The 25870-nt window shown below is 41.0% G+C and carries 22 protein-coding genes and 2 pseudogenes; 12 read left to right on the forward strand and 12 right to left on the reverse strand.

Annotated elements, in window-relative coordinates; translation table 11 throughout:
- Positions 1–7 precede the first annotated feature (7 nt).
- From L0B17_RS09805 to L0B17_RS09845, 9 genes are all read left to right on the forward strand, one after another.
- Entirely contained in the window at positions 8–715 is a 708-nt protein-coding gene (locus L0B17_RS09805) for a succinate dehydrogenase iron-sulfur subunit (protein ID WP_235084441.1), read from the forward strand.
- A gap of 222 nt (positions 716–937) precedes the next feature.
- A complete protein-coding gene (sucA, locus tag L0B17_RS09810; RefSeq protein ID WP_235084442.1) occupies positions 938–3760 on the forward strand; it encodes a 2-oxoglutarate dehydrogenase E1 component in 2823 nt (940 codons plus the stop codon).
- A gap of 28 nt (positions 3761–3788) precedes the next feature.
- Complete coding sequence (gene odhB / locus L0B17_RS09815) at positions 3789–4988, forward strand: 2-oxoglutarate dehydrogenase complex dihydrolipoyllysine-residue succinyltransferase (protein WP_235084444.1); 1200 nt, start codon at positions 3789–3791, stop codon at positions 4986–4988.
- A 76-nt stretch (positions 4989–5064) separates the two neighbouring features.
- Entirely contained in the window at positions 5065–6231 is a 1167-nt protein-coding gene (gene sucC / locus L0B17_RS09820; RefSeq protein WP_226415298.1) for an ADP-forming succinate--CoA ligase subunit beta, read from the forward strand.
- Positions 6231–7103, forward strand: coding sequence for a succinate--CoA ligase subunit alpha (gene sucD, locus L0B17_RS09825; protein WP_235084445.1), 873 nt, complete (start codon positions 6231–6233; stop codon positions 7101–7103). The genes sucC and sucD overlap by 1 nt, the downstream gene beginning before the upstream one ends.
- A gap of 85 nt (positions 7104–7188) precedes the next feature.
- Positions 7189–8115, forward strand: a complete 927-nt coding sequence (locus tag L0B17_RS09830; RefSeq protein WP_235084447.1) for an AEC family transporter — start codon at positions 7189–7191, stop codon at positions 8113–8115.
- Positions 8116–8155: 40 nt separating this feature from the next.
- A complete protein-coding gene (locus L0B17_RS09835) occupies positions 8156–8560 on the forward strand; it encodes an NUDIX hydrolase (RefSeq protein ID WP_235084449.1) in 405 nt (134 codons plus the stop codon).
- 221 nt (positions 8561–8781) lie between these two features.
- Positions 8782–9213: a PliI family lysozyme inhibitor of I-type lysozyme gene (locus L0B17_RS09840; protein ID WP_235084451.1), complete on the forward strand. Its 432-nt coding sequence runs from the start codon at positions 8782–8784 to the stop codon at positions 9211–9213.
- Positions 9206–10375, forward strand: a complete 1170-nt coding sequence (locus tag L0B17_RS09845) for a thiolase C-terminal domain-containing protein (protein ID WP_235084452.1) — start codon at positions 9206–9208, stop codon at positions 10373–10375. Before L0B17_RS09840 ends, L0B17_RS09845 begins: the two co-directional genes overlap by 8 nt.
- A gap of 29 nt (positions 10376–10404) precedes the next feature.
- On the opposite strand, the gene L0B17_RS09850 is transcribed toward L0B17_RS09845, so the two are convergent.
- The 5 genes and pseudogenes from L0B17_RS09850 to L0B17_RS09870 form a co-directional block, all read right to left on the reverse strand.
- The gene (locus L0B17_RS09850; protein ID WP_235084453.1) at positions 10405–10749 is read right to left on the reverse strand and encodes a hypothetical protein; all 345 of its coding nucleotides are present in this window, start codon (positions 10747–10749) and stop codon (positions 10405–10407) included.
- 193 nt (positions 10750–10942) lie between these two features.
- On the reverse strand, positions 10943–11371 hold the full coding sequence (locus L0B17_RS09855) for a CBS domain-containing protein (RefSeq protein ID WP_235084454.1): 429 nt from the start codon (positions 11369–11371) through the stop codon (positions 10943–10945).
- Positions 11372–11492: 121 nt separating this feature from the next.
- Positions 11493–13227, reverse strand: a pseudogene (locus L0B17_RS09860) (GNAT family N-acyltransferase).
- Entirely contained in the window at positions 13227–14195 is a 969-nt protein-coding gene (locus L0B17_RS09865) for a UDP-2,3-diacylglucosamine diphosphatase (protein WP_235084455.1), read from the reverse strand. The pseudogene L0B17_RS09860 and the gene L0B17_RS09865 overlap by 1 nt, the downstream one beginning before the upstream one ends.
- A 224-nt stretch (positions 14196–14419) precedes the next feature.
- Positions 14420–15451: a Glu/Leu/Phe/Val dehydrogenase dimerization domain-containing protein gene (locus L0B17_RS09870; protein WP_235084456.1), complete on the reverse strand. Its 1032-nt coding sequence runs from the start codon at positions 15449–15451 to the stop codon at positions 14420–14422.
- A 393-nt stretch (positions 15452–15844) separates the two neighbouring features.
- Between L0B17_RS09870 and L0B17_RS09875 the strand changes: the two genes are divergently transcribed.
- Positions 15845–16285: a DUF4826 family protein gene (locus L0B17_RS09875; RefSeq protein WP_235084457.1), complete on the forward strand. Its 441-nt coding sequence runs from the start codon at positions 15845–15847 to the stop codon at positions 16283–16285.
- A 110-nt stretch (positions 16286–16395) separates the two neighbouring features.
- Here L0B17_RS09875 and L0B17_RS09880 read toward each other — a convergent pair whose 3' ends face one another.
- From L0B17_RS09880 to L0B17_RS09905, 6 genes and pseudogenes are all read right to left on the reverse strand, one after another.
- Complete coding sequence (locus L0B17_RS09880) at positions 16396–17532, reverse strand: ribosomal protein uL16 3-hydroxylase (RefSeq protein WP_235084458.1); 1137 nt, start codon at positions 17530–17532, stop codon at positions 16396–16398.
- A 107-nt stretch (positions 17533–17639) separates the two neighbouring features.
- Entirely contained in the window at positions 17640–19010 is a 1371-nt protein-coding gene (gene purB, locus L0B17_RS09885) for an adenylosuccinate lyase (protein WP_235084459.1), read from the reverse strand.
- A gap of 47 nt (positions 19011–19057) precedes the next feature.
- Complete coding sequence (gene hflD, locus L0B17_RS09890) at positions 19058–19648, reverse strand: high frequency lysogenization protein HflD (RefSeq protein ID WP_235089729.1); 591 nt, start codon at positions 19646–19648, stop codon at positions 19058–19060.
- Between the two features lie 42 nt (positions 19649–19690).
- The gene (gene mnmA, locus L0B17_RS09895; protein WP_235084460.1) at positions 19691–20806 is read right to left on the reverse strand and encodes a tRNA 2-thiouridine(34) synthase MnmA; all 1116 of its coding nucleotides are present in this window, start codon (positions 20804–20806) and stop codon (positions 19691–19693) included.
- Positions 20807–20957: 151 nt separating this feature from the next.
- Complete coding sequence (locus L0B17_RS09900) at positions 20958–21416, reverse strand: NUDIX hydrolase (protein WP_235084461.1); 459 nt, start codon at positions 21414–21416, stop codon at positions 20958–20960.
- Positions 21417–21486: 70 nt separating this feature from the next.
- A pseudogene (locus L0B17_RS09905) lies at positions 21487–22189 on the reverse strand (rRNA large subunit pseudouridine synthase E).
- Positions 22190–22777: 588 nt separating this feature from the next.
- Between L0B17_RS09905 and L0B17_RS09910 the strand changes: the two are divergent.
- On the forward strand, positions 22778–25003 hold the full coding sequence (locus tag L0B17_RS09910; RefSeq protein WP_235084463.1) for an NADP-dependent isocitrate dehydrogenase: 2226 nt from the start codon (positions 22778–22780) through the stop codon (positions 25001–25003).
- Positions 25004–25128: 125 nt separating this feature from the next.
- On the opposite strand, the gene cspD is transcribed toward L0B17_RS09910, so the two are convergent.
- The gene (cspD, locus tag L0B17_RS09915; protein ID WP_235084464.1) at positions 25129–25335 is read right to left on the reverse strand and encodes a cold shock domain-containing protein CspD; all 207 of its coding nucleotides are present in this window, start codon (positions 25333–25335) and stop codon (positions 25129–25131) included.
- A gap of 195 nt (positions 25336–25530) precedes the next feature.
- On the opposite strand from cspD, the gene clpS reads away from it, so the two are divergent.
- Entirely contained in the window at positions 25531–25839 is a 309-nt protein-coding gene (gene clpS, locus L0B17_RS09920) for an ATP-dependent Clp protease adapter ClpS (protein WP_235084466.1), read from the forward strand.
- Positions 25840–25870 lie beyond the last annotated feature (31 nt).

Consider the following 25870-nt stretch of genomic DNA (forward strand, 5'->3'; position numbering starts at 1 on the left):
TGCAAAGATGAAGTTAACATTTGCAGTGTATCGTTATAATCCTGATGTAGATACTAAGCCATACATGAAGGATTACATCTTAGAAGTGCAAGATGGCACTGATATGATGGTGTTAGATGCATTAATTAAGCTGAAAGAACAAGATTCTACCTTAGCATTCCGTCGCTCATGCCGTGAAGGTGTGTGTGGTAGTGATGGTATCAATATGAATGGTAAGAATGGATTAGCGTGTATTACGCCTCTTTCTACCTTCAAAGGTAAGAAAATTGAAATTCGTCCGCTACCTGGCATGCCAGTAGTACGAGATCTGGTGGTTGATTTAACTCAGTTCTATAAACAGTATGAGAAAATTAAGCCTTTCTTGATCAATGACGAAAAAACACCAGCGCGTGAACATTTACAATCACCTGAAGAGCGTGAGCACTTAGATGGTTTATACGAATGTATCATGTGTGCATGTTGTTCTACAGCTTGTCCTTCTTTCTGGTGGAATCCAGATAAGTTTATTGGACCAAGTGGTTTATTACATGCTTATCGTTTCTTAATTGACAGCCGCGATACCGCTACTGAAGAGCGTTTATCTGAGCTTGACGATGCTTACAGTGTATTCCGTTGTCACGGAATTATGAACTGTGTTGATGTTTGTCCTAAAGGGCTCAACCCAACTAAAGCCATTGGTCATATCAAGTCAATGCTATTGAAACGAGCTGTTTAATGAACACAGAAGAGCCTTTAAATTCATTTAATTAGCTCTTTATGAGAGTCATCTTCATATTGGAGATGGCTCTTTTGTGTGTTTACGGATTACCTTTGTCATTAATTTGTTAGATCCGTTATTTAGTACAAGTCTTTGGCAGAGATAGAAGTTAAGCATGGCGATTATGTTAATTGTTATGCATTATGGCTAGCACGTGTATCAAGTTTGAAAGGAATAACAATGCACCAAGGCATCATGAAAGCCTGGCTCGAGTCGTCTCACTTAAGTGGTTCGAATGCGACCTATGTAGAAGAGATGTATGAAGCCTATCAAGAAGATCCTCAATCAGTTTCTGCTGATTGGCAGGTCGTTTTTGATAATCTCCCACCTGTTAATGGTAATTCTGTTGAAGTACCTGAGGTTTCCCACTCTAAAGTTCGTGACTATTTCCGTAGTTTAGCCTTAGAAAGCCGTGCAAAAGGTGCTGCTCGTGTCAGTGACCCTGAGCTAGATGCTAAACAGGTTAAAGTACTGCAATTAATTAATGCTCATCGTTTCCGTGGTCACCAAAATGCTAACCTAGATCCATTAGGTATGTGGAATCGTGATGCGGTTCAAGAGCTAGACCCTGCTTACCACGGCTTAACCGCTGAAGATATGCAGCGTGAGTTCAACACGGGTTCATTCGCTTTAGGCGGTGAAACCATGAAACTTGCGGATATTGTTTTTGCCCTTAAGAGCAGCTATTGCGGTTCGATTGGTGCAGAATATATGCATATTACTGATACCGACGAAAAACGTTGGATCCAGCAACGTCTAGAGCCAACCTTAGGTAAGGCTAATTATGACAGTGCGGTTAAAAAACGTATTCTTGAAGGCCTAAATGCTGCTGAAGGTATTGAAAAATACTTAGGTGCAAAATTTCCAGGTGCTAAACGTTTCTCTTTAGAAGGTGGTGATGCGCTTGTTCCAATGATGCGCGAAATCATCTACCGTGCCGGTGAGGCTGGAACTAAAGAAATCGTCGTAGGTATGGCTCACCGTGGCCGTTTAAACTTATTGGTTAACATTCTTGGTAAGCGTCCTGGAGAGTTATTCGACGAGTTTGCTGGCAAGCATGCCGACACACATGGTTCAGGTGATGTTAAGTATCATCAAGGGTTCTCATCAGATTTTGAAACGCCAGGTGGTAATGTTCACTTAGCGTTAGCTTTTAACCCATCACACCTTGAAATCGTTAACCCTGTGGTTATCGGTTCCGTACGCGCTCGTCAAGATCGTCGCGGCTGTAAAGATGGCTTACAAGTTATGCCTATTACAATTCATGGTGATTCAGCTATTACCGGGCAGGGTATTGTACAAGAGACATTTAATATGTCTCAAACCCGCGGTTTCAAAGTGGGTGGCAGTATCCGCATTGTGGTCAATAACCAAGTTGGTTTTACTACATCTAACCATGCTGACGTACGCTCAACTGAATATTGTACTGATATCGCTAAAATGGTTCAGGCACCTATTTTCCACGTTAACTCAGATGATCCTGAAGCGGTTGCGTTTATTTCGCAGCTTGCGGTGGATTACCGTAACGAGTTTAAGCGTGATGTGGTGATTGATTTAGTTTGTTATCGCCGTCATGGCCATAACGAAGCTGATGAGCCTAGCGCTACTCAGCCGTTAATGTACGCAAAAATCAAAAAACACCCTACGCCACGTAAAATTTATGCTGATAAATTGATCGCTGAAAACAGTATTCCTGCTGATGAAGTGACCGGGCTGATTAACCATTACCGTGATGCGTTAGATGCGGGTGATTGTGTGGTTAAAGAGTGGCGTCCAATGACGTTGCATACTGTTGACTGGACTCCTTATTTAAATCGCGAATGGGATGAAGAATACGCTGGTTCAATGTCGATGGAGCGCTTACAGAATTTAGCTAATAAGTTAGTTGATATTCCAGAAAGCCATGCATTACAGTCACGTGTTGCTAAAATTTGTGCTGATCGCGTATTAATGGCAAAAGGTGAGAAGTTACTTGATTGGGGTTTTGCTGAAACCTTAGCCTATGCTTCTATCCTTGAAGACAACAAACGTGTCCGTATTACCGGTCAAGATTCAGGCCGTGGTACTTTCTTCCATCGTCATGCGGTATTGCATAATCAAAAAGACGGTACAACCTATTTACCTTTGCGTAATGTGGCCGAAGAACAAGCCCCGATTGATATTATTGACTCTGTTTTATCTGAAGCATCAGTACTCGCATTTGAATATGGCTATGCAACAGCTGAACCAGTTGGTTTGACTATTTGGGAAGCGCAGTTTGGTGATTTTGTTAACTGTGCGCAGGTGGTTATTGACCAATTCTTATCATCTGGTGAGCAAAAGTGGGGCCGTTTATGTGGTCTGACTATGTTATTACCTCATGGTTATGAAGGTCAGGGGCCTGAGCATTCAAGTGCACGTTTAGAGCGCTTCTTGCAATTATGTGCTAACCATAATATGCAAGTGTGTGTGCCATCAACACCGGCGCAGGTTTATCACATGTTGCGTCGTCAAGTGGTGCGTCCAATGCGTCGTCCATTAGTGGTTATGTCGCCTAAATCTTTACTGCGTCATCCATTAGCAGTGTCTACCTTAGAAGAACTTGCTGAAGGTACTTTCCAAAATATCATCGGCGAGATTGATACCTTAGATGCAAGTAAAGTTGATCGCGTAGTGTTCTGTAGCGGCAAAGTGTATTTCGAGTTGCTTGAAAAACGTCGCAAAGAGAATATCACTAATGTTGCCATCATTCGTGTTGAGCAGTTGTACCCTTTCCCTGATGTGGAAATGCGTGCTGCTTTAGAAACATATCAACATGTTACTGATTTTGTTTGGTGTCAGGAAGAGCCTCAAAACCAAGGTGCGTGGTACTGTAGTCAGCATCACTTCTGGGCTAATATTCCAGCAGGCGCTCAACTAACTTATGCTGGTCGTGAAGCGTCAGCAGCACCAGCATGTGGTTATCCTGGATTGCACGTACAGCAACAAGAATCATTAGTAAATAGCGCATTAAAACTGTCGTAATAGATAATTTATATAAGGGAAGCTTTCCATGAGTATCGAAATTAAGGTACCCGTATTACCAGAATCAGTTGCTGATGCAACTATTGCTACTTGGCATGTTAAACCTGGTGAGGCGGTCACTCGCGATCAAAACTTAGTTGATATCGAGACCGACAAAGTTGTTCTAGAAGTTGTTGCACCAGAAGACGGTTCAATTTCTGAATTATTATTTGAAGAAGGCGACACCGTTTTAGGTGAGCAAGTTATCGCAAGATTTGTTGCTGGCGCTGTGTCTGGACAAGAAGTGACTAAAGCTGAGGCGACTGCGCCTGCTGCTGAAGCTGCACCAGAGCCAACTTCTGACGAGTCAAATGATGCATTAAGTCCATCAGTACGCCGTTTAATTGCTGAGCATAATCTTGATGCTGCAAAAATTAAAGGTACTGGTGTTGGCGGACGTATCACTAAAGAAGACGTAGAAGCATTTGCTAAATCAGCACCTGCTAGCAAACCAGCTGCAGTAGCGGCACCGGTTGCACCGTTAGAAGGTCGTAGCGAAAAACGCGTGCCTATGACTCGTTTACGTAAAACGATCGCTAAGCGTTTGTTAGAAGCTAAAAATTCTACCGCTATGTTAACCACGTTTAACGAAGTTAACATGAAGCCAATTATGGATATCCGTAAGCAATATCAAGATATCTTTGAAAAGCGCCACGGTATTCGTTTAGGCTTTATGTCTTTCTATATCAAAGCGGTAACTGAAGCGCTTAAGCGTTTCCCTGAAGTTAACGCATCAATTGATGGCGATGATATTGTTTATCACAACTATTTTGATATCAGCATTGCTGTATCAACGCCTCGTGGACTGGTAACTCCAGTACTGCGTGACACAGATACGATGAACTTAGCTGAAATTGAAAAAGCGGTGCGTGAACTTGCTATCAAAGGTCGTGACGGTAAATTATCTGTTGCAGATATGACTGGCGGTAACTTTACCGTGACTAACGGCGGCGTGTTTGGCTCGTTAATGTCTACTCCGATTTTAAATCTGCCACAAAGCGCAATCTTAGGCATGCATGCCATTAAAGATCGCCCAATGGCAGTCAATGGTCAGGTTGAAATCCTGCCAATGATGTACCTAGCACTCTCTTACGATCATCGTATTGTTGATGGCCGTGAGTCAGTTGGCTTCTTAGTTGCTATTAAAGACTTCTTAGAAGATCCAACTCGTCTGCTACTTGATCTATAAGTAGTTAGATAAACCCCTCGTCGCTGGCTCATATTGAGCCAGTTGGATTTGATTAGAAGTATATGGATAGATCATCATGAATTTGCATGAGTATCAGGCAAAATCTTTATTTGCCGAATATGGTTTACCAGTCTCTGAAGGCTTTGCATGTGATACCGCTCAAGAAGCAGTTGAAGCAGCTGGCCACATTGGCGGAAACTTATGGGTTGTTAAGTGTCAAGTACACGCTGGCGGCCGTGGTAAAGCAGGTGGCGTTAAAGTTACCGGTAATAAAGACGAAATCAGAGCATTCGCTGAAAACTGGTTAGGTAAAAACTTAGTAACGTACCAGACTGACGCCAAAGGTCAGCCAGTTGCTAAAATTCTAGTTGAAAGCTGTACTGACATTGCTAACGAATTGTACTTAGGTGCAGTTGTTGACCGTAGCACTCGTCGCGTTGTATTTATGGCGTCGACTGAAGGCGGAGTTGATATTGAGACTGTGGCTGAACATACGCCAGAGCTTATTCACACAGCTATCATTGATCCGTTAACAGGTCCTCAAGCTTTCCAAGCTCGTGATCTTGGCTTCAAGTTAGGTTTAAACCCAACTCAAATGAAGCAGTTCACTAAGATCTTTATGGGTCTGGCGAACATGTTTAACGACCACGATTTTGCGTTATTAGAAATCAACCCACTTGTTATCACCACTGAAGGCAATCTTCACTGTTTAGATGGCAAAATTGGTATTGATGGCAACGCATTATATCGTCAGCCAAAAATCAAAGCGATGCACGATCCATCACAAGATGATGCTCGTGAAGCGCATGCTGCTAAATTTGAATTAAACTATGTTGCTTTAGACGGTAACGTAGGTTGTATGGTTAACGGTGCCGGCCTAGCAATGGGTACAATGGACATCGTAAACTTACATGGCGGCAAGCCAGCTAACTTCTTAGACGTTGGCGGCGGAGCAACTAAAGAACGTGTTGCTGAAGCATTTAAAATCATTCTTTCTGACAGCAATGTTAAAGCAGTATTGGTTAATATCTTCGGTGGTATCGTACGTTGCGATATGATCGCTGAAGGTATTATCGGTGCAGTTAAAGAAGTTGGCGTTAAAGTGCCAGTGGTTGTTCGTCTTGAAGGTACTAACGCCGAATTAGGTCGTGAAGTATTGGCTAAGTCTGGTCTTGATATCATCGCGGCTACAAGTCTAACTGACGCGGCTGAGCAAGTTGTTAAAGCTGCGGAGGGCAAATAATGTCTGTTTTAATTAACAAAGATACCAAGGTAATCTGTCAAGGATTTACTGGCGGTCAGGGTACTTTCCACTCTGAACAGGCGATTGCTTATGGCACGCAAATGGTTGGTGGTGTTTCTCCTGGAAAAGGTGGTCAAACTCACCTAGGTCTTCCAGTGTTTAACACTGTTAAAGATGCAGTAGCTCAAACAGGTGCAACTGCAACTGTTATCTACGTACCTGCACCATTTTGTAAAGATGCGATTCTTGAAGCAATCGATGCTGGCCTTGAGCTAATCGTTTGTATCACTGAAGGCATTCCAACACTTGATATGCTTCAAGTGAAAGTGAAGCTTGAAGAAACGGGCACTCGCATGATCGGTCCTAACTGCCCAGGTGTTATCACGCCTGGTGAATGTAAGATTGGTATCATGCCTGGTCACATTCACTTACCAGGAAAAGTCGGTATTGTTTCTCGCTCAGGTACATTAACGTACGAAGCGGTTAAGCAAACTACTGACGAAGGTTTCGGCCAATCTACTTGTGTAGGTATCGGTGGTGACCCAATTCCTGGTACTAACTTCATCGACGTATTGGAAATGTTCCAAAACGATCCACAGACTGAAGCGATTGTTATGATCGGTGAAATCGGTGGTAATGCTGAAGAAGAAGCGGCTGCTTATATCAAAGCACACGTGACTAAGCCTGTCGTATCTTACATTGCTGGTGTTACTGCACCAGAAGGTAAGCGTATGGGCCATGCTGGCGCAATTATCGCTGGCGGTAAAGGTACTGCTGAAGACAAGTTTGCCGCTCTTGAAGCTGCAGGCGTGACTACAGTTCGCTCTTTAGCCGACATTGGTAAAGCATTGCGTACTCGTACTGGTTGGTAACTTCATTACCTTACTAGTTTAAAAGGCGCTTAGGCGCCTTTTTTATTGCTCGTTTCTAGTAGTGCTTCTTAAATCTCAGGTGTGTATGTCTATTATCAGTATTATTTTTCCACTTATTTTTATGGTGATCTTAGGATATTCACTCACTCGGCTAGGCTTTTTTAACAAACAACAGATTGGTGGAATTAGCAAATTTACCTTTTATGTCAGTATTCCGGCTTTTTTATTTATTAATATGTTAGCTGCGCCCTTATCCCAAAGCATAGATGTTAAATCCCTACTGGCATTTTATCTTCCCGTATTAACAGTATTCGCCATAGGGTATCGACTTAATCGCCATTTTAGTCCGGTGAAATTGCAAGGATGCGATGCCAGTGCTGTTTTTGCTTTGGGTACCAGCTATTCAAACACCGTATTGGTAGGTTTGCCTATCATCATTGCTGCCTTGGGCGAGGCAATGATAGGACAGGTATTTATGATAATTACTTTTCATAGTGCCACTTTATTTGCACTAACGTTTATTTTAGCCGCGCGCGGGAATGTTGAGGGTTTTTCATGGACTAACTTTAGCCGCACTATGTTACTTAATCCTGTGGTAATGAGCATAGGCTTAGGAATAGGTGCGAATGCGTTAAGTGTTCAATTAGGTGCTCAATTAGATGCCGGCTTAGCGTTATTAGCAAAACCGGCTCTTACCTGTGCCTTATTTGTATTAGGTGCCAATTTAACTTTTTACAAAATTGGTGATGATTGGCGACTGGCACTTGTTGCCAGTAGTCTTAAACTGCTATTACTGCCAGCCTTAGTGTATCTTATCGCGCGCTATGGTGTAGAAGTGGGCTCTGATCGTCTTATTATGTTGGTATTACTGAGTGCTTCTCCATTAGGAGTGAATGCATACCTTATCGCGACAGAGCTTAAGCAACATGAGTCGACGTTAGGCAGCACTGTGGTGTTATCGACGGTATTATCAGTGTTCAGTTTTAGTTTATGGCTCGCTTTCTTATTATAAAGGACCGTTTTTTAATCGGCGGATACAAAAGGAAATTCATTTGGCATTTAACGATATGTTCCGACTCAGTGCTCATGCTGTTATCACTAATGTGAAAGGACAGGTATTACAATTAAAAGCCACTTATGGTGATAAATGTTGGGGGTTACCTGGTGGCGCATTAGAGATAGGGGAAACAATTCATCAGGCGGTGATACGTGAGTGTTTGGAGGAGTTAGGCTGTGATATTGAAATTGATTATCTTTCTGGAGTTTATTTTCACAGTGCTTATCAGTCACAGGTGTTTATCTTTAAGTGCAGTGTTAAGGATGCCACGGCAATAAAGTTAAGTGCAGAGCACAGTGAATATCAATACTTTGATTTTGCAGATTTATCTAAGGTGCAACAGATACGGATCAAAGCTTGCTTCGATTTTACAGGACAAGTCGATAGCAAAGTGTTCTAAACGCATTAACGATAATCTTCCCAATATGATGATATATATTCATTACCAGTCAAAAAATAACAGAAATATGCTTACAATAAAGATTACTTTTTATCATAAATCAAAAAAGCGTCAATTAATTTTGGGCTAGGGCACTAGATTAACGATTAACATTTTTTCAATACAGAGTATTATCATGGCATGACTATATTTTTTGATATGTACTACTTTGGGAGTGCACTATGTTGAAGTTATTGAATATTTTTATTGTTTTTGCGGTTTTCATTTTTAACTCGTTTTATGCCAGTGCCAATGAATCTTTAATTAAGACCACTGAGGTTTCAGCGCAATCACATTCTGCTGCTGACGGCTATTTTCATGTGTTCAGTTTAACTAATGACATGTCTGTAATTGTTGAAGAAGGTCGGTTAGAACCTAGATCGATTGGCAGTATCAGCGTGAAGTTATATCGTGATCTAGAAGTGGGTGATTTTATCGCTGGTATTACTTTCCCCCGTGATGGCACTATATCTAACGTCTCGATTTCAAATGATACTGACGTTCAGCAGCTAACCATTACAACCGTTACCGCAGGCAGTGGACGTTATCAGTTAGAGCAGAAAGTGTGCATCACTGATACAGCACTACAGATGTGCGGAGTAAACCATGACTAAAGTTGTGATTGCTGGTGTAGGTATGATGCCTTTTTGTAAGCCAGGGCAGCATCAGCCTTATCGTGTGATGGCCGCCAATGCGATTCATTTAGCCTTAGCCGACGCAGGCATCAATGCTAAGCAAATACAGCAGGCATTTGGGGCATATATTTATGGCGATAGTACCTGCGCACAACATGCCTTTTATGATGTTATTCAAAGTGGTATTCCTATTATTAATATCAATAATAATTGTTCTAGTGGATCTACCGCTTTGTACTTAGCTAGACAGGCAGTAATGTCTGGTGAAGTTGAGTGCGTATTAGCCTTTGGCTTTGAAGAAATGCAGCCTGGTGCGCTGGGTTCACATTGGCAAGACAGAGAAAGTCCGTTTACCCGGATTGAACCGGTGTTAAGTCAGTTTAATGCACCTGATGGGCCAATCGCCTTGCGTGCTTTTGGTGCCGCGGGTCGACATTATATGGATAAATATAATGTCACCTCTGACATATTTGCCAAGGTCGCGGTAAAGTCCCGCCGTCATGCAATGAACAACCCTTATGCTTTATTAAAAATGCCTTTATGTGCAGAGCAAGTATTAGCTGATAAGGTGATTTACGATGGCTATTTAACTCGCCTTATGGCATGTCCTCCTACGTGTGGTGCGGCGGCTGTTATTGTCTGTAGTGATAAGTTTGCCCGCCAGCATGGGGTGAGCACCAAGGTGAGAATTCTTGCGCAAGCAATGGCAACCGATAATCAAGATTCGTGGCAAGACCCAATTAATGCCGTCGGTCGAAGTATGACTCAAATGGCAGCAAAGCAAGTGTATAACACAGCAGGAATATCGCCATTGGATGTCGATGTGATTGAATTGCATGACTGCTTTACACCCAATGAAGTGATTACCTATGAGGCTTTGGGTTTATGTGCAGAAGGCGAGGCCGAAAGATTGATTACTCAAGGGAATAATACCTATGGCGGCCAGTTTGTTATTGGACCTTCAGGTGGCTTAATGTCTAAAGGTCATCCTATTGGCGCTACTGGATTAGCTCAATGTGCAGAGTTAGTCTGGCATTTACGCGGCGATGCTGGTAATCGTCAAGTGATTAATGCCTGGTTAGCATTACAGCACAATGTCGGACTTGGCGGTGCTGTAGTCGTTACCTTGTATGGCCACTAGCCAATTTTTAGAACAGAATAAACACGGCTCTAAACAAAGATATAAATGGCGAGTAGTGAGAACAATATCGTCATTAAACTTGCTTCTATGAGTCGCTGACTTTGTTGTAATTGTTTTCTTCCTTGCCTGAGCACTGTGACTAACCGTCGTTGATTATAGATCTTACAGGTTAGTAGGTCAGTTTGTGGGTCAACGAGTAATTTACATTGATATTTATGACCATCATTCAATAGGATATCGTGACAACTAAAGATCCCGAAATTGAACTTTTTCGAAACCACTTTACCATTTAACATCACTTTTTCCAGTCCACACCAATCGCTGGCTTGCATCTCAAAATTGTTTTGGTTTAAAAGATAATTAAACTTAATCATGGCATCACCCCTGTCGTGCTGTAACTGTTGCGACTAGTACTAAGCTAAGCAGAGTAATATGACATTTTCCAGTGTCAAAATATGAAGGTTTAAAATAAACATGCTAATTGGTTGGTGCCTAAATGAATTTTTATTTTAACTATATTTTCTTGCCAAAATGACGGTTATACACTTATTTACGTTTGCGACTAAGCTAATTTAAATCGTTGTCACTGTAGCTTTTGAGTAAGTCTTTCCAAGTAATAATGCCAACTAATGTACCTGCTTCCAATACTGGTAAGCTGCCAATACCATGTTTAAGAATAATTTCACAAGCATGCTTAAGACGTGTATCTGGTGAGATAGTAATAGGATTGTGGCTCATGACTTGGTGGACACGTTTATTGAGTGTTTCTGTGTCGCGGATAAGTTCAGCCGCCGTACCTAGGTTAGGGCTCAGGGCTTTTAACAAGTCTCGGTGTGATAAAATGCCTTGCAGTTTGTCATTTTCATCAATGACCAGTAAATGGTGGAAACTGACATTGTCGAAAATGTGTTTTGCCACCGATAATCTATCATCCATCGAAACGGTGACAATGCGTGTCGTCATAATATCGCGGACTAAAATCATTGCTGCTGACATATTTATCTCCTATAACACGGCCGATAATAGAAATGTAAACCGTATTACTTATGTATATCAGATAAAGTATAGTACAACAATGAGTTAGCTACATAATCCTAACAAGTAGTAAGGGTAAAGGTTATTTTGTTAAACCAAGGTATTTTTGTGCTTTAATCGGTTTAAGCTGATGAACATCAACCAGCACAAGGCCATCAATACAGTCACCAAACTCAGTATCAATGCCAAAGTCGATGAATTGCACGCCTTGGTCTTCACATAATTCGCCATACTGTTTAAATAAAGTCGGTACTGAAACACCCATGTTGGCTAATGTCCTTTTCAGAATTTTAAAATTGTCAGCGTACGTCTCACCATTAAACTGGTTATATAATTGATGTGACCGTTCATCGGTAAGCTGATAAGCGTTGTATGAGGTAGCGAGCATTGATTGGGTCGGGAATTGAGTTTTATAGAAATAAATAAGTAATTCTTTTGCGGGTTCAGGGTAGCTATTACTAATAGACACTGGGCCAAATAAGTAGCGGTATTGAGGGTTTTTAAGCAAAAAAGCACCTATCCCTTGCCATAAATACTCAAGGCTTCTTTTGCCCCAATATTTGGGCTGCACAAAGCTTCGACCTAGCTCTAATCCTTGTTCAAAATAAGGAGTGAACCAGGGATGATATTGAAATAGCGTTTGGCTATATAGTCCTGTGGTAGATGGTTCATCATAAATGTGCTTGGCACTGGCAAAGCGATAAGCACCGACGATTTCTAAATCATCTTTATCCCATAATACTAGGTGCCAATAATCATTATCATATTTGTCGGTGTCTCTGCGCTTGCCAGTGCCTTCACCTACAGCTCTAAAGGCTATTTCACGTAATCTGCCAATTTCACGCATAATGGCACTGCTGGCATCATGTTGATAAAGATAAATGATTTTATTGTCTGATGTGAGTCCAAGCTGTTCACATTGTTGTAATTCATGTTGCAAAGTGGTGCGAGACTCTGGGTGGGCAATCGCATTTTGAGTACTAAACAGTGGTGGTCTATTTTTACCGATACGGTAAAGATGATTTTTTAGCAGTTTAACCTGTGTTTTTAACGGAAAGTCATTATTAGCCACAGTTTCTTTAGCAATCAGTTGGCCGATACGTACCGGCATCACTTGATTAATTTGGCGAAACATTTCTTTGACCAATAGTAATGTTGCCAATGGTTTATAAATCATTGACGCGCCATAAAAGGTTGCTGAATTTTTCGCATCAACAAATATTGGTAGCAAGGGAGCATTACATGCCTTGGCCATTTTAACAAATCCACTTTGCCACAATAAATCAGTTACTCCGCTTGGGCGTAATCGAGACACTTCACCTGAGGGGAATATTAATAATGCACCTTCACGTTTCAGATGCTGGTGAATATCATCTACATTTTGCTTTGGGGTGCCACCAGTCATGTTTCTGACCGGTAATAAAATAGAGTGCAGCGGTTTGATGGCCATTAATAGTTCATTGGCGACCACTTTAATGTCTGGGCGAACTTTACTGATTAACTTGATCAACGCAAGGGCGTCGAGGGAACCAATGGGGTGATTGGCATAAATAACTACACGGCCGTCAATCGGAATATTTTCAATTTCATTATTTGGTACGCTGTAACTAAAATTGAAGCTAGCCAATACCTGCTCAACAAAATCAACCCCTGGTTAAGTGTTTATATTGAGTTGCAATATCGTTACATTGCTGCTCATGTAAAAGATAGCGTAGCATGGCTTTGGTGGGCTTGGATAACCAAGGAAATTTAGCCAGTTGAGGCAAGTTTTTATCAACCATTTGATCGACAGTAAACATCATTTCTGCTGACTTCATTATGCTACCTTCTTATTGGGTTGTTTATGAGTTGAAGCGGTATGAAGTGTTAAAGGGGTTGCTGTGCCAATATTGTCGATAATCTGAGGGGTTTTAGTTTGTTCGTTCCATTTTAGTAACTGAAAGTCACCGGATAGGGTTTCAGCGATTAAGGTACAGTTTTCAACCCAATCCCCGTCGTTAGCATAAATAATTCTATGCTTCCCCTTATGATGAATTGACAGTTCTGGCTGATGAATATGGCCACAAATGACCATATCAACTTGCTGTTTTAAGGCAAATCGCAGCACGGCGTCTTTATAGCTATTAATGGCTTGTTGGGCTTTATTTACTCTGAGTTTTATGTAGCTGGCAAGTGACCAATAAGGGTAGCCAAGTTGGCTGCGTACACTATGAAGGTGTCGATTTAACCATAACAAAACATCGTATAAATGATCGCCTAGTTTGGCGTAAGTGCGGCTGACACAAACTTCAGAATCAAATTGATCGCCATGTAACATAAGGCAGCGTTTGCCGAGAATTGACTGATGAATATAACTGGGTGCGATTGTGATGCCACGAAAATGGCTATCAGTGTAAGATTTAAACATCTCATCGTGATTACCAGGGATATAAAATACTTGGGTGCCATTTTGCGCGAGTGCGAGTATTTTTGTTAATACGGCTTGATGGCTATCTGGCCAGTAAACCCGTTTTTTTAACGCCCATATATCGACTATGTCACCGACTAAGTATAAGTATTGGCATGAGTTGTTATTTAAAAAATCCAACAAAAACTCAGCTTTACAATCAATGCTGCCTAAATGAACATCAGACAGCCAAACGGCGTAAAATGACAGCTGTTCATCTAGTGCTTTATGCTCTCTATCATTTTCTTCATGAAGGTGTTGAGTTGATAGGTGAGATGTAAATGCAGAATTAGCAGATGCTTGCGAGACTTGTTTAAATAGTGCACTGATATTACCCATTAGCCTAATCTCTACAAATAGTATTGCATTAAGATAACTAGAGCTTACTGAGGATAATTGACTAATTCGTGACGTAAATATTACATTTAGATGAAGCTTGCAACTTGCTTGTGAGTTAATTGGCTGGAACAAGCACTAAAAAGGGAAGCCTAGGCTTCCCTTTTTGTTGATACTACTGATGCAGTGAAAAGCAGAGCCGTTAAACAGTCTTATTGCTCGCTGATTTAACGGCCTGCGTTAATAATGGCGCGTGCCATTTCATCGGCTACTGAACCCGTAGTGCGGTTTTCAGCATCTGCGCGAGTAAACACGGTTAATAATGTTTGATAAATTTGCTCAACCTTAGCGATAGCTGCAGTTTTATCATAGTTATTTTCAAAAGACACATTGATAATACCACCGGCATTAATCACATAATCTGGCGCGTATAAAATACCCATCTCTTTAAGCTTTTCACCATGGCGCACTTCTGCTAATTGATTGTTGGCGCAACCTGCGACAATAGTCGCTTTTAATAATGGCAAGGTAATGTCATTTAGGGTCGCTCCTAGTGCACAAGGTGCATATACATCCACATCTTGATTATAGATGTCCTGAGGCTCGACTACGGTAGCACCAAACTCGGTGGCCACGCGATCAAGAGACGCTTGATGGATATCAGTAACAATTAACTTTGCACCGGCTTCATGTAAATGTTTACATAAATAATATCCAACATGTCCCACACCTTGCACTGACACTTTAATGTCTTTTAAGCTGTCAATTCCACGTTGGTGTTTAACGGCTGCTTTAATGCCTAAATAGGTGCCTAGCGCGGTTAATGGCGATGGATCACCAGACTTGCCTTCAAGTCCTGCTACATAAGGTGTTTCACGGTTGGCTATCATCATATCTGATGTTGATACGCCTACGTCTTCTGCAGAATAGTATTTACCGCCTAAGCTATTAACAAAACGACCAAAAGCAAGGAATAATTTTTCACGGTCTACGGTTTTAGGATCGGCAATGATAACTGCTTTACCGCCACCCATAGTTAAACCGGCAAGGGCATTTTTATAGGTCATCCCTCTAGAAAGACGCAATACGTCTGTCAACGCTTCATCATCAGATTGATAATTCCACATTCTACAACCACCCACAGCGGGGCCTTTGTTGGTATTGTGCACCGCAATAATGGCTTTTAAGCCACTTTCTTTATCATGACAAAACACCACTTGTTCGTGCTCATCAAATGAGACATGATTAAATACCGCCACGTAAATTCTCCAGTTGCTTTTGGGTCGTGTGTTAGTTGTTCTAACACTTATTTATTACCGTACTTGATAATACTTAATCACAACTTAAGACAACAAAAAGCAATACTAAACAAGGGGAAGATTGAGCTACACCAATGGCTGCGTACTACTTTTATATGGTTTAAACTGAAATGCTTAAATATGTATCAAATTCGTTATTTGGTATTGCAGCACGATAGCATTTAGCGATACTCTCAACAAAGCCTGATGTCGTAAATTTTAAAATTTAGCTGGCAATTTTGCTTGCCACTTTACGTAAACGTAAAGTATTTTAGTGGTGTGTGTTAAATTGAGTATCGTTGGGGCTGAAATTATAACCGACGAGTACGTGATAATAATAAGATAGGAAGTGTTATGACTGATGAAGTAGTAGAGCAGGTTGCAACACCCGCTGTAGATCAAGAAGCATTAAGACAAGATTGGGTAAAAACACAATTTCAAAAAGCCAATCGTTTTTTAGCTGAAAAAGGTGTGCTGCCAAATAAAGTGTATGCCGAAGAAAGTCGTTACCTTGCACCTTATTTAGCGATTTGGAAAATGGATTCTAAACAACCGACTAAACAAACTTTCTGGGTGATGTCTGGGGATTTACCCACAGATTATGTTGATGTCAAAGTGGCTAAAACAGCCCGTGAAGCAATGCGTCATTTTTCAATGATGTGGCAACTTAAAGCTGAAAATTTACATAAATCGGGTGCGACTCGTGATCAAACCCAGCTTAAATTTGCTAATTTATTGGTCACTCGAGCAGAAAGCCTATATAGAATGCATGAAGATGAAAAACTTTGGTCTTAAGCGCGAGTCTTAAGCCCTAGTCGCAAGCTTTCGTCGCATATATTGACTGGTTTTATAGATTAAAAAGGCACATTAAGTGCCTTTTTTATGTCATTAAAACTAGCTGAGAATTACTCAGCTAGATAATAAAAACCCTGATTTATCAAGTTAACTAATAGTGCTGCAATCGCTAAGTTTTCACACATCTTAGCGGCTAACTCATTGTCTAAACTGACAGTGTTAGCCAAGCAGATGAGTTCTGCTTCGGTCACGTTTTCAAGTGAGTAGACTTCACCATTAATAAACAAGCGACTCAGGTTGTCATTTTCTAAGCGCAATACTTTTAAGCCACCAATGCGTAAAATACTGGCACCATCTTCTATGACTTGCTGTAACTCTTCTAAATCAAGCGGTTCTTCACCTTCACAAATATCAAGTTCAAATCGATTCTGGCTCAATAGCTTACCTAGCATGGTTTGATACTTTTCAGGTTGGCTAGCCAACTCAGCTAATAATTGCATAATGCCTTGTTGTTGCTCTTGGCTAACCATACCAGGTTCTTGTGCTTCTGAAGCGGAGATAAAGCGTTGATGACCATTGTTGTTATCAATCAGTGAGTCTGCAAGCTGAGTCAGTAATTCTTGCTGGCTTGGTGCTCTAAAACCAATTGAGTAACTTATGGCTAAAGAGAGAGTTTCACCACAATGTGGGTATCCAGGTGGAATATACAGCACGTCACCTTTTTTCAATACCACGTCAATAATAGGCGTAAAATCTTCTACTAATGGAGAGTTAGCATCTCCACCACGGCGTTGGTGATCACCTTTATCACCCACTTTCCAGCGACGTTCACCTTCGCCTTGAATAATAAATACATCATAATTATCTATGTGTGGACCGACTCCACCAAGTGGCGTAGCAAAAGACACCATTAAATCATCAAAACGCCAGTCAGGTAAAAAGCGGAAGGCATCAACTAACGGTTGCGAGTCTGGATACCAATGGTTAACCGCCTGTACTAGCAGTTGCCAGTGGGTTTCACCATAGGCATCATAATCTTCAAATGGACCTTGAATAACGTTCCATTGGTTTTGGTTGGCTTCTGTAACCACAATACGTGATGAAATTTCTTCTTCACAAGCAAGACCAGCTAATTCATCTGCGGCGATAGGGTCAACAAAATCCTCGAAGGCTTGTGTTAATACCACTGGGGTTTGTTGCCAGTGCTTTTTTATGAATGCTTGGGTGTCAAAAGTTAATTGATACATGGTCTTACTCTCTGTTCGGTGTGAAAGCATTTATAGAAAGAAAAGCGGCAACTCGAATATCGAACTGCCGCTAGATTACGTGAGGTTAACCAACCTCAGTTGACGCGTTACTTTAGTTCGTCAACAAAGGCTTCTGCACGGCCAATATAATTAGCTGGGGTCATTTTTTTAAGTTCGATTTTCACTTCAGCTGGTAGCTCAAGCCCGTCGATAAATACTGCTAACTGTTGGGCGTCAATACGTTTGCCACGTGTTAATTCTTTCAGTTTTTCATATGGCTTCTCAATACCATAACGGCGCATAACGGTTTGTACTGGCTCAGCAAGGACTTCCCAGTTAGCGTCTAATTCAGCTCGTAGGTGCGCTTCGTTAACTTCTAGCTTGCTAATGCCTTTTAATGTCGCTTGATATGCAATTAATGAATGCGCAATACCAACACCTAAGTTACGTAAAACCGTAGAGTCGGTAAGGTCACGCTGCCAGCGAGATATCGGTAATTTGGCGGCTAAATGTTGCATTAACGCATTAGCGATGCCTAAGTTACCTTCAGAGTTTTCAAAATCGATAGGGTTAACTTTATGCGGCATAGTTGACGAACCAATTTCACCGGCAATCGTACGTTGTTTGAAGTGACCTAACGCAACATAACCCCAAATATCACGATCGAAATCGATTAAAATGGTGTTAAAGCGTGCGATAGCATCAAATAGTTCCGCGATATAATCATGCGGTTCAATTTGAGTAGTGTAAGCATTCCAATGAATACCTAAACTGGTCACAAAACGTTGTGATAATGCATGCCAATCTACTTCTGGGTATGCAGATAAATGGGCATTGTAGTTACCTACTGCACCATTAATTTTACCCATAATTTCGACGGCTTGAATTTGCTTCAATTGGCGCTCTAACCGCACAACCACGTTAGCCATTTCTTTACCTAAGGTAGAAGGAGAGGCAGGTTGGCCATGGGTACGTGACATTAAAGGCACGGTTTTATTGTCATGGGCTAATTTTTTTATTGCATCAATAATGTGCTGACACTGAGGCACAAGTACTAATTCACGTGCTTCTTTTAACATTAACCCGTGCGATAAGTTATTGATGTCTTCTGAGGTACAAGCAAAGTGAACAAATTCATCAATTGCGACTAATTCAGCATTGTCAGCAATTTGTTCTTTAATGAAGTATTCAACCGCTTTAACATCATGGTTAGTGGTGCTTTCAATGGCTTTAACACGTAATGCATCTTGCTCACTGAAGTTATCTTTTATGCTGTCTAATAACGCCAGTGCCGTTTCACTGAACGGTGGCACTTCTTCAATTTCAGGACAGCTCGATAACAATTTTAACCAGTTTATCTCAACTTGTACGCGGTACTTAGTAAGACCGAACTCACTGAAAATCCCTCTTAATGAGGCGGTTTTACTACCATAACGACCGTCTACCGGCGAGATAGCAGTTAGTGCTGAAAGATCCATTTGAAGCTCCTTGATGAACTTTTATATTGTAGGGTGATTCGAATTATTTATTTTTGTTGGCTGCTGACAGCCATGTCAAATATTGCTTTACGAGCAAACACTAAATGACGACGTTTGCCGCCTAATTGGCGCCAAAGTACTGCACTGCGCATAGCCGATAATAATAATGAGCGGATTTTATGTTGCACATGAGTTTGCTTTAAAAATGCTGGATTACCCGAAATTTGTAATTTAGGCCCTAGAGCACTAATAACATCACTGTAAATACTGGCAAAATTAGCCAATACTTGTTCATCGGTAATGGCAAAATGGTGCAGCTGACGATGCACTTGACTAATGCGTTCAGCAAGCATACCTAAACCATTAGGTGAGCGAGATAGCTTACGTTCTAATGCTAATACGCCAACCAGATAACGCGTGGTTTCAACGTCTTTATTACTACCATCACCAAGTTGGTTTTGAATAAGCTGATAGCCTTTATCCAATAAGTCTTTATCTGGATATACATCGGTTATGCCATCAGGGTTAGTCACCAAAATAGTATTAAGACTTGCCGCGAGGGCTTTCTCGTCACTTTCACCATGGCGGGCGATATATTGTACTTGCCCGATGGCTTGTAAAATACCTGCAAAAGCCATAGTGCGTTCATATAATATATTGTCAGTCACTGTTTGGCTTACCTATTTCTTAATTAAATTATCAATGATGCCGCCGCCTAAGCAAACCTCACCATCATAAAATACTGCTGATTGACCTGGGGTAACTGCGGCTACAGGTTCATCAAAAATGACTTCGATAGTGTCATTGTTAATGTGTTTGATTTGGCAGTTAACATCATGTTGACGGTAGCGGGTTTTTACACTGATACGGCTAGCATCTGCAGGACCTTTACGGTCTACCCAATCTAATTGATTTACTATCATGCCAACAGACATTAAACGTGGATGATGACCACCTTGACCGACTACCAATACATTGCGGTTTAGATCTTTATCAACCACATACCAAGGGTCGTCATTGCTATTTTTTAAGCCACCGATCCCCAACCCTTTACGTTGACCTAAAGTGTGGTACATCAAACCTTGGTGAGTACCAATGACTTCACCTTCAGCGGTTTCAATGTTACCTGGTAATGCAGGAAGATAAGTGGCTAAGAAGTCAGTGAATTTACGTTCACCGATAAAGCAAATACCGGTACTGTCTTTTTTATCATGGGTAATTAAGCCCATTTCTTTGGCGATATCACGTACCTGGTGTTTCTCTAGCTCACCGACAGGGAATAAGCTACGCGCGACTTGTTCATGGCTAAGCGTGTATAAAAAATAGCTTTGATCTTTATTACCATCAACACCACGGAGCATTTGGGTTGTGCCGTCAGCATTATCACGGCGGCGCACATAGTGGCCCATTGCAATATAGTCAGCGTCTAAAATTTCATCAGCGAATTCTAGAAATGCTTTGAATTTAATTTCTTTGTTGCACATGATATCAGGATTAGGCGTACGGCCAGCTTTATACTCGGCTAAAAAGTACTCAAATACGTTGTCCCAATATTCAGCGGCGAAATTGACAGTGTGCAGTGTAATGCCGAGCTTGTCGCAAACCGCTTGTGCGTCTTTAAGATCATCACTGGCAGCGCAATATTCATCAGTGTCATCTTCTTCCCAGTTTTTCATAAACAGACCTTCAACCTCATAGCCTTGCTGCATTAGCAGGTAAGCTGAAACAGAAGAGTCCACACCGCCGGACATGCCAACGATGACTTTTTTACCATTAGTGGGTGTGATTGATGTCATAGATCCTATAAACCGTCTGTGTATCAATGAAACGCTTATTTAAAGCATTTCAAAAAGGGAAATTGTGCAAATTCTGCGGCGCATATTCTATCACGCCTTAGTCTTTGGGGCTATCTTGAAGCTGGGTTAGTTTGCTTCTGGTATATAGCATTTAAAAGAAGTCAGCATTGAGCAAGTTTAGCGGGAAATGTTGGTTTTGTTGCGCTAAAAAGTCATCAATAGATTTAAGCACTAGTGGGCTGCGCATTTGAGTCGATTTTGAGCTTATTTCATCGCGGGTAAACCAGTGGGTACGAGTAATAGCGGCGTCTTGTGGAATAGCCGTTACCTGTACAGGTAGTTCAACACAAAAACTGAACCTGACAAATGCGACATTATTACTGGCGGTAAATTGATAAATGCCCACTAAGCCCGATGGCGTAATACTAAGGCCAGTTTCTTCAAGTACTTCACGTTGGCAGGCGGCTATTATGGTCTCATTAGCTTCTAGGTGCCCAGCTGGCTGGTTATAGCGTATTTGTCCATCAATCCATTCTTCAACCAATAAAAACTTACCGCTGCAATGAATGATTGTCGCCACAGTGGTGTTGGGCTTATATCGCTGGTTCATAAAGTTTCTCTTAGAGTGATCGCGACTGTCATAACTACAACTCTGCTTTGGTATGCCGCTTTAATTACCATTATTTACTGCTGGCGGGCAGTACCGAGAATTCACCACTTTGAAGGTTATCCAAACACCATTGACCTATTTTATAACGGATTAATCTAAGTGTAGGGTAACCCACATGTGCCGTCATACGGCGTACCTGGCGATTTCTTCCTTCGCATATTTGAATTTCTAACCAACTGGTTGGGATTGCTTTACGCTCTCTTACCGGTGGTGTTCGTGGCCATACATCTGGTGCTGGCATTAAACGTACCTTGGCGGGTAAAGTTTTACCGTCTTTTAATTCAACTCCTAATTGCAGCGCGGTAATTGCTTCTTGGGTGGGTTCGCCTTCAACTTGTACCCAATAGGTTTTAAATGTTTTTTGGTTGGGTTGGGTAATTTTTGCCTGTAATTGGCCATCATTAGTCAGCAGTAATAATCCTTCGCTGTCTCTATCTAAGCGCCCTGGCGGCATACACATCGGCTATGGAGATGAAATCTTTTAAGGTTTGTCTGCCGGCTTCATCAGTAAATTGGCATAACACATCAAAGGGTTTATTAAATAATACAATGATCGGGTTTGACGGCCTCGGCTTTACTTTTAACTGACGAGATGACGCAAAAGAAGGTTTGTTATTTATCTGTTTTTTATCAACCAAAAAAGCCGAATCAGATTTTGATGGCTTACTGTTGAACGGTTTTCGAGTCGATTGTTTTTTTGCAGGAAGCGCCATAATGAGAATTGAAAACCTTTGTGTGTTTATGCAAATGAGTCAATTAAGCCTAAGGTAAAATCGGCCAATTGAAAACCAAGGATTAGCTTAAGGTTAATTTGTATCAAAACAGTAAAATAAAATGAACAGCAACAAGTTTACTGCTTATTCGCCATAAGTGGAATTTGAATATTACTCAGAATGCTCTATGATGTTGGCCTGAAAATTGTGAACTACACCTAATTTTTTCAAAAGTGGGTTGGCTGTATTAAGGATTGTTGATTTTTCGGTATAAATTTTAGCTGTTAAAAATTGATAAGACGTAAAGACCAGTAGCCGATTTTTCATTGCTTGGTATCTAAGGCAATGCAATAAGTACTAATAAAAATAAAAAATGGGATAGGGGATTTCACAAACGTTGAGACAAAAAATACAGCTTGGTGATGCACATTGATTGGGTACTCACTGACGGCTTGTATTGGCTCGACTTCATTTCATCAATGGATTTAGATTAACATCTTGCTTGATGACTTAACCGTGAAATCGACTTCATATCCGCACCAAAAAGATTCTAACAAATTATTAATTTACAATAATGTAGGAAAAACCATGAAAGATAACTCTCCAACGATTATTTATACTGAAACCGATGAAGCGCCAGCATTAGCGACCCTTTCTCTGTTACCTATTATTCGTACCTTTACTAATGCCGCAGGCGTTAAAGTCGAAACACGTGATATTTCTTTATCTGGTCGTGTGCTTGCTAACTTCCCTGAAAAATTAACAGCAGATCAGAAAATTGCTGATGCATTAGCAGAGTTAGGTGAATTAGCTAATCAGCCTGAAGCTAACATTATTAAATTACCTAACGTCAGCGCGTCAGTGCCACAGTTAAAAGCTTGTATTGCAGAGCTTCAAGCTAAAGGCTATGACATTCCAAATTACCCAGATGAGCCTAAAACGGATGCTGAGAAAGAAACTCAGTCACGTTATGACAAAATCAAAGGTAGTGCCGTAAACCCTGTACTACGTGAAGGTAACTCTGACCGTCGTGCACCGACATCAGTGAAAAACTATGCCAAGAAAAACCCACATTCAATGGGTAAGTGGGCAAGTGATTCTAAGTCACACGTTGCACATATGTCAGCAGGCGACTTCTATGGTAGCGAGCAATCAGTGACTTTAGCCGCTGCGGATAAAGTGAGTATTGTATTAGCTAAAGCCGATGGTAGTGAACAAGTATTAAAATCAGGTTTAGCGTTATTAGCTGACGAAGTGATTGATACTGCTGTGATGAGTAAGAAAGCATTAATTGAATTCTATACCCATGAAATTGAAGCCGCTAAATCAGAAGACATTTTATTATCGCTTCACTTGAAAGCGACCATGATGAAAGTATCTGATCCGATTTTATTTGGTCATGCAGTTAAAGTGTTCTTTAAAGACGTATTTGACAAGCACAGTGCCTTATTTGCTGAGTTAGGTGTTGATGTTAATAATGGTTTTGGCGATGTATATGCCAAAATTAAATCTTTACCTGATGCACAACGTGCTGAAGTTGAAGCTGATATTGCAGCGGTTTATGCAGCACGTCCAGCATTAGCAATGGTTGATTCTGATAAAGGTATCACTAACTTACATGTACCAAGTGACATCATTATTGATGCTTCTATGCCAGCTGCTATACGTTCATCAGGCCAAATGTGGGGGCCAGATGGTCAATTGAAAGACACTAAAGCAATGATCCCAGATCGCTGTTATGCGGGTGTTTATCAAGAAACTATCGCATTCTGTAAAGCCAATGGTGCATTCAATCCAACGACAATGGGTAGTGTACCTAACGTCGGTTTGATGGCGCAAAAAGCAGAAGAATACGGCAGCCACGACAAAACATTTGAAATCACAGCTGCTGGTACCGTTAAGGTTATCAATCAAGCCGGTGATGTCATCATGAGCCACGCGGTTGAAGCGGGCGATATTTACCGCATGTGCCAAGTAAAAGATGCTCCAATTCGTGACTGGGTTAAGTTAGCGGTTAAGCGTTCACGTTTAAGCAATACTCCAGCGGTATTTTGGTTAGACAGCAACCGTGCTCACGATGCTGAGATAATCAAGAAAGTGAATACCTATTTAGCTGACAGTGACACAGCAGGTTTAGATATTCGTATTATGTCACCAGTTGATGCTACGCATTTTACATTAGATCGTATCATCAAAGGTGAAGATACTATTTCTGTTACCGGTAACGTATTACGTGACTACCTAACAGATTTGTTCCCAATTCTTGAATTAGGTACCAGTGCTAAAATGCTATCTATCGTGCCATTAATGAACGGCGGTGGATTATTTGAAACAGGTGCGGGTGGTTCAGCGCCTAAGCATGTTCAACAAGTTGAAAAAGAAAACCACTTACGTTGGGATTCTTTAGGCGAGTTCTTAGCACTTGCAGCTTCACTTGAGCACCTAAGCCAAACAACGGGCAATACAGAAGCACAGGTTCTTGCAGACGCATTAGACGTGGCTATCGGTCAATTCCTTGATTGTAACAAGTCCCCTTCACGTAGAGTGGGCGAGTTAGATAACCGTGGCTCACATTTCTACTTAGCAATGTATTGGGCACAAGCACTTGCTGCACAAACAACTGACACAGTACTTGCCGCTAAGTTCACTCAACTAGCAGCAGACTTATCAGCAAATGAAGCAGTGATTGTTGCTGAACTTAATGCTGCACAAGGTCCAGCAGTTGATTTAGGCGGATATTACCGTTTAGATGCCGCTAAAGCTGAGCAAGCAATGCGTCCAAGCAAAACGTTAAACAGTTTTATTTTGGCATAAGCTTATATTTAAACTGAAAAACGCGCCTCAATTGGGCGCGTTTTTGTTTGTTATTCGCTTATTTACTAAAAATAAAAAAGACAGGGATTAAAATCCCTGTCTTTTTGCTTTATAGTTCCATCCAACTAATTAGTTGGTGAAATGGCTGAAGCATGCATCCCTTTAGGGCCTGCTTCTATTTCAAAAGAAACTGGTTGACCCGCTTTAAGCGTTCGGTAACCTTCCATTTCTATAGTTGAATAATGCGCAAATACATCTTCGCCACCCAGATCTGGGCAAATAAACCCGAATCCTTTGGCGTTGTTGAACCATTTAACAGTTCCGCTTGCCATACTTCCACTTCCTTCTTTTGTCTACTTACCAGTAAGATAGTAAAACTTATTATTCAGCGGTCTTTAAACGCCGCCTGGCAAACAGAATGAAATTTGTACGAAAAGAAGTCAAGCGGAAATTAACAAAAAGACAACATTAAGTTAATTTATTATTATCATGTGGTCGGTATTGAAATGAGAGGCTAGTATTAAAGCATGACTAAAATAGGCAGCATTGAAAAAGTTGAAGAAAAAGTTGAATCAGACATACAAAGGCCCAACCTCTATAAGGTAGTCCTAAATAATGATGATTACACACCAATGGATTTTGTAGTTGAAGTGTTACAACGTTTTTTTGATAAGAATGAACAGCAAGCAGTTGATATTATGTTAGCTATTCATCATCAAGGAAAAGGACTCTGTGGTGTTTTTCCATTTGGCATTGCTGAAACTAAAGTGTTACAAGTAAATCAGTTTGCAAGAGAAAACCAACATCCGTTACTGTGTAGTTTAGAGAAAGATTAGATAGATAATAGTGTAGCTTAAGACATAATAA

This window comes from Shewanella sp. OMA3-2 (assembly GCF_021513195.1).
Classification (GTDB): Bacteria; Pseudomonadota; Gammaproteobacteria; order Enterobacterales; family Shewanellaceae; genus Shewanella.

Excerpts from the sequence above, each read along its gene's own strand:
- L0B17_RS09805 (WP_235084441.1), top strand. The coding sequence starts at position 8 with ATGAAGTTAACATTTGCAGTGTATCGTTATAATCCTGATGTAGATACT.
- sucA (WP_235084442.1), top strand. The coding sequence starts at position 938 with ATGCACCAAGGCATCATGAAAGCCTGGCTCGAGTCGTCTCACTTAAGT.
- odhB (WP_235084444.1), top strand. The coding sequence starts at position 3,789 with ATGAGTATCGAAATTAAGGTACCCGTATTACCAGAATCAGTTGCTGAT.
- sucC (WP_226415298.1), top strand. The coding sequence starts at position 5,065 with ATGAATTTGCATGAGTATCAGGCAAAATCTTTATTTGCCGAATATGGT.
- sucD (WP_235084445.1), top strand. The coding sequence starts at position 6,231 with ATGTCTGTTTTAATTAACAAAGATACCAAGGTAATCTGTCAAGGATTT.
- L0B17_RS09830 (WP_235084447.1), top strand. The coding sequence starts at position 7,189 with ATGTCTATTATCAGTATTATTTTTCCACTTATTTTTATGGTGATCTTA.
- L0B17_RS09840 (WP_235084451.1), top strand. The coding sequence starts at position 8,782 with ATGTTGAAGTTATTGAATATTTTTATTGTTTTTGCGGTTTTCATTTTT.
- L0B17_RS09845 (WP_235084452.1), top strand. The coding sequence starts at position 9,206 with ATGACTAAAGTTGTGATTGCTGGTGTAGGTATGATGCCTTTTTGTAAG.
- L0B17_RS09850 (WP_235084453.1), bottom strand. The coding sequence starts at position 10,749 with ATGATTAAGTTTAATTATCTTTTAAACCAAAACAATTTTGAGATGCAA.
- L0B17_RS09855 (WP_235084454.1), bottom strand. The coding sequence starts at position 11,371 with ATGTCAGCAGCAATGATTTTAGTCCGCGATATTATGACGACACGCATT.
- L0B17_RS09865 (WP_235084455.1), bottom strand. The coding sequence starts at position 14,195 with ATGGGTAATATCAGTGCACTATTTAAACAAGTCTCGCAAGCATCTGCT.
- L0B17_RS09875 (WP_235084457.1), top strand. The coding sequence starts at position 15,845 with ATGACTGATGAAGTAGTAGAGCAGGTTGCAACACCCGCTGTAGATCAA.
- L0B17_RS09880 (WP_235084458.1), bottom strand. The coding sequence starts at position 17,532 with ATGTATCAATTAACTTTTGACACCCAAGCATTCATAAAAAAGCACTGG.
- purB (WP_235084459.1), bottom strand. The coding sequence starts at position 19,010 with ATGGATCTTTCAGCACTAACTGCTATCTCGCCGGTAGACGGTCGTTAT.
- hflD (WP_235089729.1), bottom strand. The coding sequence starts at position 19,648 with ATGGCTTTTGCAGGTATTTTACAAGCCATCGGGCAAGTACAATATATC.
- mnmA (WP_235084460.1), bottom strand. The coding sequence starts at position 20,806 with ATGACATCAATCACACCCACTAATGGTAAAAAAGTCATCGTTGGCATG.
- L0B17_RS09900 (WP_235084461.1), bottom strand. The coding sequence starts at position 21,416 with ATGAACCAGCGATATAAGCCCAACACCACTGTGGCGACAATCATTCAT.
- L0B17_RS09910 (WP_235084463.1), top strand. The coding sequence starts at position 22,778 with ATGAAAGATAACTCTCCAACGATTATTTATACTGAAACCGATGAAGCG.
- cspD (WP_235084464.1), bottom strand. The coding sequence starts at position 25,335 with ATGGCAAGCGGAACTGTTAAATGGTTCAACAACGCCAAAGGATTCGGG.
- clpS (WP_235084466.1), top strand. The coding sequence starts at position 25,531 with ATGACTAAAATAGGCAGCATTGAAAAAGTTGAAGAAAAAGTTGAATCA.